Consider the following 16,095-nt stretch of genomic DNA (forward strand, 5'->3'; position numbering starts at 1 on the left):
CCTCATGAGTGCGTTAAATAAAAAAAGTTTTCTCACTTACCTGAAAGAAGGCGGTATTTACGTTGTTCTTTTAGTACTGCTGGCTATCATCATTTTCCAGGACCCTACGTTCTTAAGCCTGCTGAACCTGAGTAACATTCTGACCCAGTCCTCCGTGCGTATTATCATTGCGCTGGGCGTGGCGGGCCTGATCGTGACCCAGGGGACGGACCTTTCTGCCGGTCGTCAGGTGGGTCTGGCGGCGGTTATCGCGGCAACCCTGCTGCAGTCGATGGAAAATGCCAACAAGGTCTTCCCGGAAATGGCCACCATGCCGATTTTCGTGGTGATCCTGATTGTCTGCGCCATCGGTGCGGTGATTGGTCTGATCAACGGTATCATTATCGCCTACCTGAACGTGACGCCGTTTATCACCACGCTGGGTACGATGATCATCGTTTACGGTATCAACTCCCTGTACTACGACTTTGTCGGTGCTTCCCCAATCTCGGGTTTTGACAGCGGCTTCTCGACCTTTACGCAAGGGTTCATCGCGCTGGGCAGCTTCCGCCTGTCGTATATCACCTTCTATGCGCTGATTGCGGTGGCCTTCGTCTGGATCCTGTGGAACAAAACGCGCTTTGGTAAAAACATCTTCGCTATCGGCGGTAACCCGGAAGCGGCGAAAGTGTCCGGCGTGAACGTTGCCCTGAACCTGCTCATCATTTATGCCCTGTCCGGCGTGTTCTACGCCTTCGGCGGGATGCTGGAAGCGGGCCGTATCGGCTCTGCAACCAACAACCTCGGCTTCATGTACGAGCTGGATGCGATCGCAGCCTGCGTGGTGGGCGGCGTCTCCTTCAGCGGCGGCGTGGGTACGGTACTGGGCGTGGTGACCGGTGTGATTATCTTCACCGTCATCAACTACGGCTTGACCTATATCGGCGTGAACCCGTACTGGCAGTACATCATCAAAGGCGCCATCATTATCTTCGCGGTTGCGCTGGATTCACTGAAGTACGCGCGTAAGAAGTAATTGCTCCTCGCGTTATCCGGCCCGCTCATCGAGCGGGCTTTTTTATGCCCTACGCCAGATGCGACTCCTCTCGGGTCACGATGCGCTCAAACCAGTCGAGTTCAGAGAACTTGCAGGCGACCCATTGTTCGGAAAAAGCGTCGCCCAGGCTGTCGGTGAGGTACTGACAGCGGGCAAAGGTCTCAATCGCCTCCTGCTGAAACAGCGGCAGCGCGGGTTCATCATGCTGCGGTTCGGGCAAATCCTCGTCGTCGATGTTTTCCAGCCCGTACAGCATGCCGGTCAGGATAGTTGCTGCCACCAGATAGGGATTGGCATCGGCCCCGGCCAGCCGGTACTCGATACGACGGTTGTGGTCATCCGAGCAGGGAATACGCAAAGCGGCGGAGCGGGTGTTATAGCCCCAGGAGTTAAATACGGGCTCCGTCAGGTTTTTACGCAGGCGACGAAACGCGTTAACGCCCGGCGCAAGAATGGCGACGGAGGCGGGCATCAGCGCCAGCTGCCCCGCGATGCACAAACGCATCATGCTGTTAAGCGCGTTCACCGGGGAAGCAAAGACGTTTTCGCCGTGACGATTGTTCAGGCTGAAATGGAAGTGCAAACCGCTGCCGGACAGCTGGCTGAAAGGCTTCGCCATAAAGTTGGCCTGCAGGCCGTGCTTTTCGGCAACATACCGGGTCAGGCGACGAAGCGCCAGCACGTTATCGCAGACCTCAACGACGCGATGGCTGTGCTTCAGGTTTAATTCGTACTGACCGGACTCGGCTTCCGCCACGATCCCGGACAGCGGGATGCGCTGCAGGTGCGCCAGCTGTTCCAGCTCGTCAAACAGTGCCGCATGCGCCGTCGTAGTATCCATGTGAAAACAGCCCTGATTTTGCGGATCCCGATTGTCATGTCCCGTCAGATAGAACTCGATTTCCGGGGCAATCACCGGGAAGAGGCCGTGCTGGTGGAAGCGGGCCAGCACGTTCTGCAGTATCACGCGCGGCTCAAGCGGGCAGGGGGTGTCGTCGCTGTCTTTCATCGTCAGCAGGATCTGCGCGTTGTGCTGCGGATCTTGCGGGCAGGGGCGCAGGGAGCCGGCGACAGGAACGCAGAGTCGGTCCGGCTCATCATGCAGCGGGGCGGCGATTTTTCCTTTCTGATCCATCGAATAGACCGAAAGGGGAAAATAACAGCCTTTTTCCAGGCTCAGCATGCTCTCCACCGACAGACGCTTGCCGCGCATCGTGCCGTTGATATCGTTCAGGTAAACGTCAATGTGTTTCGTCTGGGGGTAGCGTTCCAGATAATCTGCCACTTCCACTGAAATGTTGTGCTGCAGGGCGTCAATTTTTTCATCAAGCCAGAGACCGGAATTGAGTGCGCCAGGAAGTGATAAACCGGGAAAGTTAAAATACGGGCGGAGACTTTTGAGGAAAAACGCATTCATTATTGAGTTCATAGTCATTCTTCAATGAAGCCGAAGCGGCAGTGAACTCAGCTTAAAAGAGCCGACGTAAAGGGGGGATAAAAAGCGTCAGGCCCGGCGTAAAGAAAGTATAAAGGCGGCCCTGTTATTTCTCCTTTTTCTGCATATCCAGCAGCTGCTCGGGCGTGACGGCCGGGTAACCCTGCGCGTCTTCCGGCACTTCGTGCATCGCCGGAATCGGAACCAGTGGGCCTAAAAAGCGCGGTTCGCGTTTGAAGATATACAGATCGGCCAGGGCGCCAAAACGCGCGCCGAACTCGCGCACGCGCACGCTCAGCATATCTTTTGGCGACGGCACCGCGTAACACTGCGCCTGAATGCCCATATGCAGCGCGATAAACAGCGCGCGCTCGCAGTGGAAGCGCTGGGTGATGATGATGAAGTCGTTGGTGTCGAAGACTTTACGCGTGCGCACGATGGAGTCCAGGGTGCGGAATCCGGCGTAGTCGAGCACGATATCGGCAGGGTCCACGCCCGCGGCAATCAGGTCCTTACGCATCGTCACCGGTTCATTGTAGCTTTGCAGCGCGTTATCTCCGCTCAGCAGCAGGTAGTTCACCTTGCCGCTGTTGTAGGCGTTCAGCGCGCCCTGAATGCGGTAACGGTAATACTGGTTGATCACGCCGGTGCGGTAATACTTGGCGGTGCCGAGCACCACGCCAACCTGACGATAGGGCAGGTCCTGCAGGTCGTCAAAGATGTAGGGGGCGGTTTTCCAGCTCATCCAGCGGTCGAGACCCAGCACGATCAACAGCAGTATGCCGACCAGGACAGACAGGCTGTAAAAAACGCGCTTTAACATGGAGATGGCTCGTTCGTGGATGAAATTTAACTCAGGCTACTTTACCCGCCTGGTTAGCGCAAGAAACAGCGACTCAACTGAGGGGTTTTTCAGCAAACTGGCGGGCATTTCTGCCCGCCGGAAGGATTACGCAAGCAGTACGCGGTCAATCGTCGTGCAGCCCAGCGCTTTAAGCGTCGCGGCGGTCGCATCCCACTGAATCAGCGGCGCATCGGCAATTTCTGCCAGAATAGCGCGCTGAATGTCCGGATAGTCATAGCCGTTCAGGCTCAGCAGGTTAAGCGCGCCCTGCAGCGGAGGCAGAGTTGGGTTAAACGCGGCGTTTTCTGCATAGCTGCCGCTAAAGATCCGGCCATCGCGGCACTGCAGCGCCACGCCGCTCGGGGACTTGCTGTACGGCGTGTGGCTCTTGTTCGCCGCGCGAATGGCCGCCTGGCTCAGGTCATCGCCGGACAGGGCGTAACCGTGGTCCTGCTCGTCCATCAGCAGCGTTTTGATCTCCAGATCTTTCGGGCCAAACGCGTCAGGCAGATAATCCCCCAGCGTGTGCGGCGCGCGGCCCGGCAGGTTGATGCGCAGCTGCAGCCCGCTGTTCAGCTCGTTCATAAACTGACGGCAGTGGCCGCAGGGGGTGTAGTTAACGGTAATGGCGCTCAGGGCTTTTTCACCGCGCAGCCAGGCGTGGCTGATGGCGCTCTGCTCGGCGTGAACCGTTTGCTGCATGGTCGCGCCCAGGAACTCCATATTGCCACCGAAGTACCAGGTTCCGCTGACGCCGCGCGCAATGGCCCCGACGTTAAAGTGGGAGAGATCGGCCCGCGCGCAGGCGGCAGCCAGAGGAAGCAGTGCGAAAGCCAGCGCGTCTTCTTCCAGTCCCGTTGCCTGTTTCAGCATCGTGACCTGCTCCGCGGTCAGCAGGGCGGGGAAGTGTGCATCTGCCAGAACGGGAGCCAGGGCTGACTGCAAATTCTCTGCAAGCTGGGCGAAAGCAGCTTGAAAACGTGGGTGCATGGCGTTTGCCTCATAAAGGTTAATGGATCGGTAGTTTACGGAGCCGTCAGGGCTTTATATGTGATCCACTTCTCATTATGTATGCAACTTATGAAATCAAAATGAAATTTGCGCGACGCATCGCAAATTTTAGCCCATCACCGCCAGAATCAGCGGGAAAATGAACGGGGCCAGCAGGGAGGTGATAATCCCGCAGATCACCAGCGCCAGGGAGCTAAACGCCCCTTCCTGATAATCCAGCTCCGCGCAGCGGGCAGTGCCCAGGGCGTGGGAGGCGGTCCCCATCGACAGTCCCCGTGCTGCTTTAGTATGAATACGCATCCCGTTCAGCAGGGTGTGACCAAACACAGCGCCGAGAATACCGACGAAAATGACGCACATCGCGCTGATGGCCGGGATCCCGCCAAGGCTGCCGCCGACCGCCATCGCGATAGGCGTGGTTACCGATTTAGGCAGGATCGATGCCGCAATCTGCGGAGAGGCCCCCATCAACAGCGCTACCGAGGTGCCGGTGATCATCGCCACCAGGCTGCCCACAAAACAGATGGTAATGATGGATTTCCAGCGGGCGCGGATCTGGTGGAGCTGCTCATATAAAGGAAAGGCAAGCGCCACAACGGCAGGCTGCAGCAGGTCGTTTAAAATTTTGCTGCCGGCAAAGTAGCGTTCGTAAGGAATGCCGGTGAGCAGCAGGAACGGAATAATTACCACCATCGCCACCAGCAGCGGGTTCAGCAACGGCATTTTGAAGCGTGCGGCAAGCTTGCGCGCGGCGAAGAACACCGCCAGGGTTAACGGCAGCGACCACCAGATATTGGCCATCATTTTTTTGTTTTCTCCCCGACCACGTTACGTTCGCCATGCACCAGATGCGAACTCCAGCTCACCACAAGGAAAACCACCAGCGTACTGACCGCGCAGGAGACCACAATCGGGCCGAACTGGGCCTTGAGCAAATCAAAATACTGCATGACCCCGACGCCGATAGGCACGAAAAGCAGCGCCATATAGCGAATGAGGACGAAGCAGCCGGGGTTGACCCATTTTGCGGGCAGGATTTGCAGCGCCAGCAAAACGAAGAGGATCAGCATACCGATAATGCTGCCGGGAATGACGATCGGCAGCAGCGACGCGATGAAAATCCCGGCATACAGGCAGGCATAAATCAGGACGAATGCGCGCAGATATTGCCAGATAATGTTCAATGATTTGCTCATGGTGATAGTCCTTGCTGAAACGCATTCATCATACAATTAAACCCAAAAATGTGCCATGGATCACATCATGAAATTTGAGCATACCAGACATTCCAGAATGGAACGTCTGGTATCACCGCACAGGGGCAGGCTACAGTTTAGAGGAAAGGGCGTGCGGTGGCGAAGTGACGAGCCAGAGAAATGCCTCTGAGTCAGGCCTCGCGTTGGGCGGCGAGTTTATCCAGAAAAGAAAACAGCACCTGATTCATTTCGCGATAATCATGCGAGCGAAGTTTTTCCGCCGTTTCGACAAAACGAAATTCAGCCGCGCGGCGGAGATCGTTCTGCGAATGTTCAATCAGCAGCTCAACCACCTCCGGCGTCAGTTCCATATGACACTGAAAACCGTAAACCCGTTCTCCATATTGCACGATCTGACGGGGGCAGCCCTCGCTGTAAGCCAGCACTTTAGTCTGCGGCGTCAACCCTGGCATGTCGTTATGCCAGTGACCGACGTTTAGCTCGTGGCCAAAATCCTCAAACAGCGGGTTCGCCTTGCCTGCATCTGTGAGCCTGACGGGAAATTTGCCGATCTCTTTTTCCGGGCTAGGACAAAACGCTGCGCCCAGCGCTTCACCGATAAGCTGCGAGCCCAGACAAACGCCAATCACCGTTTTACCTGCCTCTATTGCGCGGCCGATGAGCCGTATTTCCGCCTGCGCGTCAAACCAGGGGCACTCCTGAAGCGTGGTGGCAGGTGACTGCGGGCCTCCCATGATGATAAGCAAGTCTGTGCTCTGCAGATCCTCGGGTAAGGGATCGCCCTGATAAACTCTGGAGTAGCTCATACTACAGCCGCGATTTTTCCCCCAGATTTCATATGCGCCTGGCGCTTCGAAATGTTCATGAATGATAAAATGAATGTGCATTGCGTCTCTCTCCGGTTACGTGTACAAGCAGCATCATAAGAGGAAGGGAGGAATGTGAAATGCCAACCGTTATCGATAAAACGCCAATTCACGACGATGCCATCGGTTGGTCCCGAGGGGCAATTAGCTATACGCGCGGCGAAGTGGATCCCCCTCACCGGCATTCACAGGGGCAGATTTTGTTTGCCATCAAAGGGGTGATGCTGGTCGAAACCGGCAATAAGCGTTGGGTCATACCGCCACAGCGCGCGCTGTGGATCCCTCCCTTTCAGGAACACACCTACAGCGTGTTATCCGCAACGGAGCTCCGCGCGGTCTGGTTTAGCCCCACGCTGATATCGCAATGCGGCTCTTTTAAACGGAAAGAAGAGGTTCACGTGATTATGGCGACAGCGCTGTTCAAAGAGCTGATCGCCGGGCTGTTCAGTGCGCAATACCGGCCAGCCAGCCAGCGCAGCATGGCCGTTTTGCTGCTCGAAATCCTCAGCGAGGCGCAGCAGATTTCGGCCGAATTACCGATGCCCGTGGATGAGCGGTTACATCGGGTTGCCTGTGACATCATTGCCAGCAATCTCTGGGATGTTTCAATGGACAGGCTGGCGGAACAGGCCGCGATGTCTGAACGCACATTCTCACGCGCCTTTATCAAAGATACCGGGTTTAGCTTCCGGGCCTGGCGACAGCGCGCAAGGATTTGTGCCTCGCTGGACCTGCTCGCCAACGGATACCCGGTTAAACAGGTGGCCTGGATGCTGGGGTTTTCCGGGCAGGCGGCATTTGCGGCGGCGTTTCGCGCCATTGTGGGGGCAACGCCGGCTGACTTTCTCCCTGAACAGAAGCGCTTCCCAGCGATATAGAGAGCGGCTACTATAGCGCGTCTTTTTTCACAGGTACTGTTATGCGTGTTTTACTGGCCCCAATGGAAGGCGTGCTCGACTCCCTCGTGCGCGAGCTTCTGACCGAGGTGAACGATTACGATCTCTGCGTGACGGAGTTTCTGCGCGTGGTCGATATGCTGTTGCCGGTAAAATCCTTCTTCCGCCTGTGCCCCGAGCTGTACAACCAGAGCCGGACCTCTTCCGGCACGCTGGTGCGTATTCAGCTGCTCGGCCAGTATCCCGAATGGCTGGCGGAGAACGCAGCCCGCGCGGTTGAGCTGGGCTCTTACGGGGTGGATCTCAACTGCGGCTGTCCGTCGAAGCTGGTTAACGGCAGCGGCGGCGGGGCGACGTTGCTGAAAGATCCTGAGCTGATTTACCGCGGCGCGAAGGCGATGCGTGAGGCCGTGCCTTCGCATTTGCCGGTGACGGTGAAGGTGCGCCTGGGGTGGGACAGCGACGCGCGGCAGTTTGAAATCGCCGATGCGGTGCAGCAGGCCGGGGCCACCGAGCTGGTGGTGCATGGCCGCACCAAAGAAGATGGCTACAAGGCCGAGCGCATTAACTGGCAGGCGATCGGCGAGATCCGCAAGCGCCTCACCATTCCGGTCATCGCCAACGGTGAAATCTGGGATTACGAGAGCGCGCAGGCCTGTCTGAACGCCACCGGCTGCGATGCGGTGATGATCGGTCGCGGTGCCCTGAATGTGCCCAACCTTAGCCGGGTGGTGAAATATAACGAGCCGCGAATGCCGTGGGCAGACGTCGTCACGCTGCTGCAAAAATACAGCCGACTGGAAAAGCAGGGCGACACCGGTTTGTATCACGTCGCGCGAATTAAACAGTGGCTGAGCTATTTACGCAAAGAGTACGATGAAGCGCTGGGATTATTTCAGGAAATTCGGACATTGCAGACTTCGTCTGATATTGCCCGGGTGATTCAGTCAAAATAATAAGCGTTAAATTGCTCACACTTTTTTAAATCAGAAAACCGTTCTGGTTTTAAACGTGGCGCGACGGTGTTAAGGTGCCATTGTTTTCAACGCAGGATTGTTACTGGTTAACAGGCAAAACCTAAGCGTTTCACAGCATTTTCGCTGTGGAGCGCTTAGGTTTTTTTTTGCCTCTCGTTTACGCAGGAGAGAAATTTGGCTTAGCGCTTTTTACTGATTTTAAAAAAATGAAATATCGACAGGAAATAGAAAAATTTCCTGCGGCCGGTTACGCACAAAATACTCAATCACAGGTTGTTATCATGGCATATAAAAATAAACTCTATGCGCTCGCCTTATTGACGATATCCCCGCTGTCGGTGGCGCAGGACTGGAACGGAACGGTATTAGGCTTTGAAGCTCCTCCGGAGCCTGTTCTGGGCGAAATGCTCGGCATACGTAAAATCCTCAACCATAACGGTTTTACCTGGAATCTCGGATATCTGAATGAAATTGGCTGGAACGGAGGCGGTGGCTATAACCACGACTCCCACGTGGCCTATATTGACCAGTTTGCGCTGACCTTCAGCCAGGATCTTGAGCGCTGGACCGGTATCCCGGACGCGCGTATCGAAGGGAACATCGTCAACCGTAACCACAATGACGACCTTACCACCAAACGCGTACAGGACCCGCGCGTTAACTTTAACGATCTGACCCAGGAGAGCTGGGGCGGGCAGTCGATTACCCGCCTGGGCTGGCTGACCTTTGCCCGCAGCTTTGACGACCGGCGTCTGACCTGGCGCATCGGGATGATGAACAAGGTACAGACCTTCGATCAAATCATCCCCTGTGATTTCCAGCTGCTTTCGCAGTGCGGCGGGAAGTCAGCCAACTCGCTGACGTGGAACAACTGGAACGTTCACACCTGGGGCACCACGCTTGCGTATAAATTAACGCCGACGCTGACCTTAAAAGGTGGCGTGATGGAGCAAAATCCCGAGGCCTCCAGCCGCAGCCACGCGTGGAGCTGGTCGACGAAGGGCAGCAAAGGGGTCTTACTGCCGGTTGAAATCGAAGCGCGTCCGCTGATTAACGGCCTGCCGGGCGCGTACAACCTGGGCGTGGTGTTTACCAACGCGCCGCAAACCGATCTCTTTCGCGGCAAATCCGGCGGTGCGGGCGCGACGGACCCGAACGGCTTTGATACCCACAGCCGGACCTGGTTCATGTACGCCGGGCTGAACCAGCAGCTTACGCAGCATCAGGATGACCCGAATCGCGGGTTGAGCACCTCTTTCAGCATGAGCCTTGCGGATCAGAGTACCAACTACATGCACCAGGTTTACGCCGCCTCGCTGCGCTACCGCGGGCTGTTTGACGCGCGGCCGGAAGACTGGATTGGCTTCGGGCTAACCTGGATTGATATGAGCAGCCAGTACGCCCGCAACCAGCGCTATATGAACAGCCTGAGCGGCGTGTCGGACTATAACGATCCGGCGTATCACCCGGAGCCAGGCCACTCCCTGAACGGTGAGTTTTATTATCGCTTCCGTCCGGTGTCGTGGCTGGAGCTGCAGCCGGGCATTCAGTACTGGCACCATCCCGGCGGGGTCAGTCGCACCCAGGATGCCTGGGTTACCGAGCTGAAAACGGTGGTGAGCTTCTGATATCACCGTAGCAAGTTCGATCCGCGTCACGTTTCTGATGCGTCATGCATTGAGGCTATGAATGAAACTGATAGAGTGCCAGAACTGGATTGTTACTGCTAAGGCAGGCAAAACCTGATTTTCTGGCATCTGCCGGAGGTCAGGTTTTTTTGTTTCTGGGGTTCAGATGAAAATCGCCAAGATACTCAATAATAACGTGGTGGTTGTTCAGGATGAGCGCGGGCGCGAACAGGTGGTGATGGGCCGCGGGCTGGCCTTTCAGAAGCGCGTCGGCGAAGCGCTGGATACCGCGTTGGTTGAAAAGGTGTTTGCGTTACAAAGCGATGAACTGGTGCGTCGACTCGGAGAGCTGCTGAGTCAAATTCCGCTGGAGGTGATGACCACCTGCGACCGCATCATCGGGCTGGCGGCGCAGCGGCTGGGCAAGCTGCAGGAGAGTTTGTATATCACCCTCACCGACCACTGCTACTTTGCGATTGAGCGGCAGAAGAACGGGCTGGCCATCAAAAACGTGCTGCTGTGGGATATTAAACGGCTGTATCCGAAGGAGTTCGAATTAGGGCAGGAGGCGCGGGCCATTATTGCCAGACGCCTGAACGTCGAGCTGGAAGAGGATGAGGCCGGGTTTATCGCGCTGCATCTGGTCACCGCGCAGCTCAACAGCGAAATGCCGGAAGTGATGCACGTGACGCGGGTGATGCAGGAGATCCTGCAGCTGGTGAAGTATCAGCTGCAGCTTGAGTATGATGAAGAGTCGCTCAGCTATCAGCGTTTCGTCACCCACCTGAAGTTTTTTGCCCAGCGGATGCTGACCCGCACCGTGGTGGAAGATGACGATGTCTCGCTGCATACGGCAGTAAAAGACAACTACGCGAAAGCGTGGAAATGCGCCGAGAAAATCGCCCAGCACCTGAACAAAAGCTATCAGCGTGAGCTGACAACCGAAGAAATTATGTTCCTCGCCATTCATATTGAACGGGTGAGAAAAGAGGGGCGCTAAGCCTCAAAACAGGATTGTTACTGCATCACGCAGGCAAAACCTGAGCGCGGCCTTCGTCAGAAGGTCGTTCTCGGGTTTTTTTATTTTTTGTACTCAGTCAACAGGTGCCTGCAGGCATCGGATGTAAGGAAATCGAGATGGAATACCAGGCTTTAGCGAAGGATATTCTCGGCCACGTTGGCGGAAAAGAGAACATCGTCAGTCTTGTACACTGCGCGACCCGGCTTCGCTTCAAACTGAAAGAGAATCAACGGGCGGATGCGGAAGGGCTGAAGAAAAACCCGGGCGTCATCATGGTGGTCGAAAGCGGCGGCCAGTTTCAGGTAGTGATTGGCAACCACGTCCACGACGTCTGGCAGGCGGTGCGCCATGAGGCAGGCCTTACCGATGACGCGCCCGTCGTGGAAGAGAGGGGCGAAAAAGGGAATCTGCTGGGCCGCCTGATTGACATTGTCTCCGGGATCTTTACCCCGTTTATCGGCATTCTGGCCGCGTCCGGTATTCTGAAAGGGCTGCTGGCGCTGGCGGTGGTGTGCGGCTGGCTCAGCACCGAGAGCGGCACCTATAAAATCTGGTTCGCCGCCAGCGACGCGCTGTTCTTCTTCTTCCCGCTGGTGCTGGGCTACACCGCCGGGAAAAAATTCGGCGGCAACCCGTTTATTACCATGGTCATCGGCGGGGCGCTCACCCATCCGATGATGATTGCAGCGTTTAACGCCAGCCAGCAGCCGGGCGCGGTATCGGACGCTTTTTTGGGCATTCCCGTCACCTGGTTTAACTACAGCTCGTCGGTGATCCCGATTATTCTCGCCGCGTGGGTCAGCTGCTGGCTGGAAAAGCAGAGCACCAGGCTGCTGCCATCCTCGATGAAAAACTTCTTCGCGCCGCTGATCTGTCTGGGCGTGACCGTGCCGCTGACTTTCCTCGTTATCGGGCCGCTGGCGACCTGGCTGAGCCAGATGCTGGCGAACGGCTATCAGAGCATTTACGTTCTGGCACCGTGGCTGGCGGGCGCGGCGATGGGCGCGCTGTGGCAGGTCTGCGTTATTTTTGGCCTGCACTGGGGGCTGGTGCCGCTGATGATTAACAACCTGGCGGTGCTGGGGCATGACTCCATGCTGCCAATGCTATTGCCCGCGGTGTTTGGCCAGGTGGGGGCGGCGCTGGGGATCTTCCTGCGTACCCGCGACGCCCGTCAGAAGATGCTGGCGGGTTCATCGGTCACGGCCGGGATATTTGGTATTACCGAACCGGCCGTCTATGGCGTAAACCTGCCGCTGCGCCGCCCGTTTATTTTTGGCTGCGTGGCGGGGGCTATCGGCGGGGCGATTGTCGGCTTCAGCGATACCCACGTTTACTCCTTCGGCTTCGCCAATATCTTTACCATCGCCCAGATGATTCCGCCGGGTGGGGTAAACGCCACGCTGTGGGGCGGCGTGATCGGCACCGCGGTAGCGCTGGTGCTGAGCTGTGGCCTGACGCTGGTGGCAGGTATGCCGGGACGCGCAGAGGCGGAAGCTGCGGTTATGGCAAGGGAAAACGATGTTTTATCCCCGATGACCGGGACCGTTCTGGCGCTCGACCAGGTGCCGGATACCACGTTTGCCAGCGGCCTGCTGGGCAGCGGTGCCGCGATTATTCCCTCGGATAACAAAGTGGTGGCCCCGTTTGCCGGCGTGGTGGCCTCGCTGTTTCAGACCAAACACGCCATCGGCCTGCTCAGCAACAGCGGAATTGAAGTGTTGATTCACGTGGGGATCGATACCGTGAAGCTCGACGGCAGGCCGTTTACCGCCCACGTGAAGGTGGGCGACAGGGTACAGCCCGGCGATCTGCTGCTGGAGTTTGACCGACAGGCGATTATCGATGCCGGATACGACCTGGCGACCCCGATCATTATCAGTAACAGCGATGAGTATCGCGATGTGGTGACCGTGGCGGCAACGTCCGTCAGCGCCGGTGCGCCGTTACTCAGCGTAAGCCATCAATAACAGGAGAACGTGATGAAAACTTTCCCGGACGATTTTTTATGGGGCGGCGCGGTTGCCGCGAATCAGGTAGAAGGCGCGTATCTGGAGGAGGGAAAAGGGCTGTCCACCTCAGACGTTCAGCCGCAGGGTGTCTTCGGCCCGGTGGTTGAGCGCGTGGCGGGCGACAGCGGCATCAAGGACGTCGCCATCGACTTCTATCACCGCTACCCGGAAGACATCAAACTGTTCGCTGAGATGGGCTTTAGCTGCCTGCGCGTCTCCATTGCCTGGACCCGCATTTTTCCGAACGGCGACGAGCAGCAGCCTAACGAGGCGGGGCTGGCGTTTTACGACCGGCTGTTTGACGAGCTGGCCGCGCACAGCATTACCCCGCTGGTGACGCTCTCGCATTACGAAATGCCGTGGGGGCTGGTGAAGCAGTACGGCGGGTGGGGCAGCCGCCAGACCATTGGGTTCTTCGAGCGCTACGCCCGTACCGTGTTTGCGCGCTACAAGGAGAAGGTGAAGCTCTGGCTGACCTTCAACGAGATCAATATGTCTCTGCACGCGCCGATGACCGGCGTGGGCCTGCCAGAAACCAGCAGCAAAGGTGAGGTGTACCAGGCGATCCACCACCAGCTGGTGGCCAGCGCGCTGGCCGTGAAGGCCTGCCACGAGATTATCCCGGATGCCAGAATCGGCAACATGCTGCTGGGCGGCCTGATGTACCCGCTGACCTGCAAGCCGGAAGATGTTCTGGAGACGCTGCAGGAAAACCGCGCGTGGCAATTCTTTGGCGACGTGCAGTGCCGTGGCGCCTATCCGGGGTATATGCAGCGCTTCTTCCGCGACAATGGTATTCAGCTTGAGGTAACGGATGACGACCGCGAGGCGCTGAAATCGACCGTCGATTTTATCTCCTTCAGCTACTACATGACGGGCTGCGTCACCGCGGATGAGGCCCTCAACCAGCAGGCGCGCGGCAACATCCTGAGCATGGTGCCTAACCCGCATCTGGCAAGTTCCGAATGGGGCTGGCAGATTGACCCCATCGGCCTGCGTACCCTGTTAAACGTGCTCTGGGATCGCTATCAAAAGCCGTTGTTTATCGTGGAAAATGGCCTGGGGGCGAAGGATAAACCGGATGCCAACGGCGTGGTGCAGGATGACTATCGCATCAGCTACCTTAACGACCACCTGGTGCAGGTGCGTGAAGCCATTGACGACGGCGTTGAGGTGATGGGGTATACCAGCTGGGGGCCAATCGACCTGGTGAGCGCGTCTAAAGCTGAACTCTCCAAGCGCTACGGCTTTATTTACGTCGATCGCGATGACAGCGGTAACGGCACGCTGGCGCGCAGCCGTAAGAAAAGTTTCTACTGGTATAAAGAGGTGATTGCCACCAAAGGGGCTTCGCTGAAAGCCTGATATTAATGACGTTGCCCGGCTCTGAGCCGGGCAAATAGATCAGAAAATCATCTTGAATACGCCGGTAACCACTAAGAGCCCTATCAGGAATATAATTAAAATAACCCACAGTAATATTTTCATTCCTTTCTCCCGCTCATGTATGTCCTGAATAAGTGTAGCAGCGTATTTATATTTGGCGTGAATGCATTGAATTTAATCATTCTTTTTGGGAATAAATTTCCGGGTATTAAAATGTATGACAATTTGCGGATTGCCACGCGTTACTAAAAAAATGAACGATATCGAGCGTAACGTGCGCCTTTATTTTTTTTGAGTGTATGGCGTCATGAAACGTTCTCTTATTTTATCTCTGAGCGCACCCTTCGCTTTTATTCTGGCAGCCTGTGCGCCTGAACATGCCACGGTGTCTCCCATTAAAACGCAAACCGCTGCGGCGTCGGTGAATACGGTTCTGAATCATCAGGACTGGCCGAAGAATGAGTGGTGGAAAGCGTATAACGATCCCCAGCTTAACGGGCTGATTGCGAAAGCGTTGAGCGATGCGCCGGATATGCAGATTGCTCGTCAGCGCATTACGCTTGCCGAAGCCCAGGCCAAAGCCGCAATGGCCGCTGACGGTCCGCAGATTGATTTTTCCGCCGATGCGGAACGCCAGAAAATGTCCGCCGAAGGGCTGATGGGGCCTTTCGCCCTTACCGACCCGGCTGCAGGCACCACCGGGCCGTGGTACACCAACGGCACCTTTGGGCTGACCGCAGGCTGGGATCTCGATCTGTGGGGAAAAAATCGCGCCCGGGTCGAGGCCCGGATTGGCAAAGTGAATGCGCAAAAAGCGGAGCTGGAGCAGACCCGCCAGCTGCTGGCCAGCAGCGTGGCGCGGCTTTACTGGGAGTGGCAAACTCAGGCCGCCGCAGGGGAGGTTCTCGCGCAGATCAAACATGAGCAGGACAACATAATCGGCGCCGATCGCGAACTGTATCAGCACGGGATCACCTCCTCCGTTGAAGGGGTGGAAACCGATATCGACGCCAACAAAACCGAAGAACAGCTGGCAGAAGTCAACGGGAAGATGAAAGCCGTTGAGGCGCGTCTGGTCGCGCTGACGAATTCTTCCTCCGTAACGCTTACGCGGCATGCGCTGCCGACGGTTGACGCCGCGCTACCGCCGACGCTCGGTTATGAACTGCTGGCACGCCGTCCCGATCTTCAGGAGGCGCACTGGTATATCGAAGCCTCCATGAGCGAGGTGGAGGCCGCCAGAGCGGCTTTCTATCCTGACGTGAACCTGATGGCGTTCTTACAGCAGGATGCCCTCCATCTGAGCGATCTGTTTCGCGCTTCAGCGCAGCAGATGGGCGTGACCGCCGGGCTGACGCTGCCGATCTTCGACAGCGGCAGGCTGAACGCCAGCCTGGATATCGCCCAGGCGCAGAACAATCTCTCGGTCGCGAACTACAACAAAGCGGTGGTCGAAGCGGTCAATCAGGTGGCGCGCACGGCCAGTGAAGTCGAAACGCTGACGGCGAAGAACCGCCATCAGCAGCAGGTTGAAAAAGATGCGGCGCGGGTTGTGGCGCTGGCGCAGGCGCGTTTCAGCGCGGGGATTGTTGCGGGCTCGCGGGTCAGTGAAGCCAGGATCCCGGCCCTCAGGGAAGACCTCGCCGGATTGTTGCTGAAAGGCCAGTATGTCGACGCCACGCTGCAGCTGACGTCGGCGCTGGGCGGCGGCTATCATCATGGCTAAAAATGGTCATTATCTATACTTACCTCTTTGCAGTTTTTCA

13 protein-coding genes and 1 pseudogene are annotated in these 16,095 nt (G+C 56.9%); 8 read left to right on the top strand and 6 right to left on the bottom strand.

Annotation, left to right across the window (positions count from 1 at the left end):
- Positions 1 to 4: 4 nt before the first annotated feature.
- On the top strand, positions 5 to 1,015 hold the full coding sequence (gene mglC, locus SPH27_RS14270; protein WP_008500921.1) for a galactose/methyl galactoside ABC transporter permease MglC: 1,011 nt from the start codon (positions 5 to 7) through the stop codon (positions 1,013 to 1,015).
- 49 nt (positions 1,016 to 1,064) lie between these two features.
- On the opposite strand, the gene SPH27_RS14275 is transcribed toward mglC, so the two are convergent.
- The 6 genes from SPH27_RS14275 to SPH27_RS14300 form a co-directional block, all read right to left on the bottom strand.
- Complete coding sequence (locus SPH27_RS14275; RefSeq protein WP_182071382.1) at positions 1,065 to 2,453, bottom strand: glutamine synthetase family protein; 1,389 nt, start codon at positions 2,451 to 2,453, stop codon at positions 1,065 to 1,067.
- 124 nt (positions 2,454 to 2,577) lie between these two features.
- The gene (gene sanA, locus SPH27_RS14280) at positions 2,578 to 3,294 is read right to left on the bottom strand and encodes an outer membrane permeability protein SanA (protein WP_008500918.1); all 717 of its coding nucleotides are present in this window, start codon (positions 3,292 to 3,294) and stop codon (positions 2,578 to 2,580) included.
- A 126-nt stretch (positions 3,295 to 3,420) separates the two neighbouring features.
- Positions 3,421 to 4,305 carry a cytidine deaminase gene (cdd, locus tag SPH27_RS14285; RefSeq protein WP_112778299.1) on the bottom strand — a complete coding sequence of 295 codons (885 nt, stop codon included), beginning with the start codon at positions 4,303 to 4,305 and terminating at the stop codon, positions 3,421 to 3,423.
- 129 nt (positions 4,306 to 4,434) lie between these two features.
- Positions 4,435 to 5,130 (bottom strand): CidB/LrgB family autolysis modulator, encoded by a 696-nt coding sequence (locus tag SPH27_RS14290; protein WP_029740398.1) that lies wholly within the window; start codon positions 5,128 to 5,130, stop codon positions 4,435 to 4,437.
- On the bottom strand, positions 5,127 to 5,522 hold the full coding sequence (locus SPH27_RS14295) for a CidA/LrgA family protein (RefSeq protein WP_023312463.1): 396 nt from the start codon (positions 5,520 to 5,522) through the stop codon (positions 5,127 to 5,129). Before SPH27_RS14295 ends, SPH27_RS14290 begins: the two co-directional genes overlap by 4 nt.
- Positions 5,523 to 5,713: 191 nt before the next feature.
- Positions 5,714 to 6,430 carry a type 1 glutamine amidotransferase gene (locus tag SPH27_RS14300; RefSeq protein ID WP_182071295.1) on the bottom strand — a complete coding sequence of 239 codons (717 nt, stop codon included), beginning with the start codon at positions 6,428 to 6,430 and terminating at the stop codon, positions 5,714 to 5,716.
- A gap of 59 nt (positions 6,431 to 6,489) precedes the next feature.
- On the opposite strand from SPH27_RS14300, the gene SPH27_RS14305 reads away from it, so the two are divergent.
- From SPH27_RS14305 to mdtQ, 7 genes and pseudogenes are all read left to right on the top strand, one after another.
- A complete protein-coding gene (locus SPH27_RS14305; RefSeq protein ID WP_182071294.1) occupies positions 6,490 to 7,287 on the top strand; it encodes an AraC family transcriptional regulator in 798 nt (265 codons plus the stop codon).
- A 41-nt stretch (positions 7,288 to 7,328) separates the two neighbouring features.
- Positions 7,329 to 8,261 carry a tRNA dihydrouridine(16) synthase DusC gene (gene dusC, locus SPH27_RS14310; RefSeq protein ID WP_182071293.1) on the top strand — a complete coding sequence of 311 codons (933 nt, stop codon included), beginning with the start codon at positions 7,329 to 7,331 and terminating at the stop codon, positions 8,259 to 8,261.
- Between the two features lie 302 nt (positions 8,262 to 8,563).
- Positions 8,564 to 9,910, top strand: coding sequence for a carbohydrate porin (locus tag SPH27_RS14315; RefSeq protein ID WP_182071292.1), 1,347 nt, complete (start codon positions 8,564 to 8,566; stop codon positions 9,908 to 9,910).
- 166 nt (positions 9,911 to 10,076) lie between these two features.
- Positions 10,077 to 10,910, top strand: coding sequence for a BglG family transcription antiterminator LicT (gene licT / locus SPH27_RS14320; protein ID WP_023616723.1), 834 nt, complete (start codon positions 10,077 to 10,079; stop codon positions 10,908 to 10,910).
- A 24-nt stretch (positions 10,911 to 10,934) separates the two neighbouring features.
- A pseudogene (bglF, locus tag SPH27_RS14325) lies at positions 10,935 to 12,901 on the top strand (PTS beta-glucoside transporter subunit IIABC).
- Between the two features lie 12 nt (positions 12,902 to 12,913).
- A complete protein-coding gene (locus tag SPH27_RS14330) occupies positions 12,914 to 14,308 on the top strand; it encodes a glycoside hydrolase family 1 protein (protein ID WP_182071291.1) in 1,395 nt (464 codons plus the stop codon).
- A gap of 328 nt (positions 14,309 to 14,636) precedes the next feature.
- Positions 14,637 to 16,055, top strand: coding sequence for a multidrug resistance outer membrane protein MdtQ (mdtQ, locus tag SPH27_RS14335; protein ID WP_087823021.1), 1,419 nt, complete (start codon positions 14,637 to 14,639; stop codon positions 16,053 to 16,055).
- Positions 16,056 to 16,095 lie beyond the last annotated feature (40 nt).

The organism is Enterobacter sp. A103 (assembly GCF_034427535.1).
Taxonomy (GTDB): Bacteria; Pseudomonadota; Gammaproteobacteria; order Enterobacterales; family Enterobacteriaceae; genus Enterobacter; species Enterobacter asburiae_B.

What these genes read in the sequence shown, in the direction of transcription:
- SPH27_RS14300 (WP_182071295.1), bottom strand. Translation starts at nt 6,430, where the DNA reads ATGCACATTCATTTTATCATTCATGAACATTTCGAAGCGCCAGGCGCA.
- SPH27_RS14305 (WP_182071294.1), top strand. Translation starts at nt 6,490, where the DNA reads ATGCCAACCGTTATCGATAAAACGCCAATTCACGACGATGCCATCGGT.
- SPH27_RS14295 (WP_023312463.1), bottom strand. Translation starts at nt 5,522, where the DNA reads ATGAGCAAATCATTGAACATTATCTGGCAATATCTGCGCGCATTCGTC.
- sanA (WP_008500918.1), bottom strand. Translation starts at nt 3,294, where the DNA reads ATGTTAAAGCGCGTTTTTTACAGCCTGTCTGTCCTGGTCGGCATACTG.
- mdtQ (WP_087823021.1), top strand. Translation starts at nt 14,637, where the DNA reads ATGAAACGTTCTCTTATTTTATCTCTGAGCGCACCCTTCGCTTTTATT.
- licT (WP_023616723.1), top strand. Translation starts at nt 10,077, where the DNA reads ATGAAAATCGCCAAGATACTCAATAATAACGTGGTGGTTGTTCAGGAT.
- cdd (WP_112778299.1), bottom strand. Translation starts at nt 4,305, where the DNA reads ATGCACCCACGTTTTCAAGCTGCTTTCGCCCAGCTTGCAGAGAATTTG.
- SPH27_RS14330 (WP_182071291.1), top strand. Translation starts at nt 12,914, where the DNA reads ATGAAAACTTTCCCGGACGATTTTTTATGGGGCGGCGCGGTTGCCGCG.
- SPH27_RS14290 (WP_029740398.1), bottom strand. Translation starts at nt 5,130, where the DNA reads ATGATGGCCAATATCTGGTGGTCGCTGCCGTTAACCCTGGCGGTGTTC.
- mglC (WP_008500921.1), top strand. Translation starts at nt 5, where the DNA reads ATGAGTGCGTTAAATAAAAAAAGTTTTCTCACTTACCTGAAAGAAGGC.
- dusC (WP_182071293.1), top strand. Translation starts at nt 7,329, where the DNA reads ATGCGTGTTTTACTGGCCCCAATGGAAGGCGTGCTCGACTCCCTCGTG.
- SPH27_RS14315 (WP_182071292.1), top strand. Translation starts at nt 8,564, where the DNA reads ATGGCATATAAAAATAAACTCTATGCGCTCGCCTTATTGACGATATCC.
- SPH27_RS14275 (WP_182071382.1), bottom strand. Translation starts at nt 2,453, where the DNA reads ATGAATGCGTTTTTCCTCAAAAGTCTCCGCCCGTATTTTAACTTTCCC.